The sequence below is a fragment of the Staphylococcus sp. HMSC34G04 genome, from assembly GCF_001838765.1.
Taxonomy (GTDB): domain Bacteria; phylum Bacillota; class Bacilli; order Staphylococcales; family Staphylococcaceae; genus Staphylococcus; species Staphylococcus epidermidis.
On the sequence record NZ_KV838753.1, the window covers coordinates 1 to 204 of the forward strand.

Consider the following 204-nt stretch of genomic DNA (forward strand, 5'->3'; position numbering starts at 1 on the left):
CTTTTGTAACTCCGTATAGAGTGTCCTACAACCCCAACAAGCAAGCTTGTTGGTTTGGGCTCTTCCCGTTTCGCTCGCCGCTACTCAGGGAATCGATTTTTCTTTCTCTTCCTCCGGGTACTAAGATGTTTCAGTTCTCCGGGTCTGCCTTCTGATATGCTATGTATTCACATATCGATAACATGACATAACTCATGCTGGGTT

General features: G+C 45.6%; 1 rRNA gene. It reads right to left on the reverse strand.

Features of this window, described 5'->3' with window-relative positions:
- A 23S ribosomal RNA gene (locus HMPREF3241_RS09840) occupies positions 1-204 on the reverse strand; the annotation flags it as partial.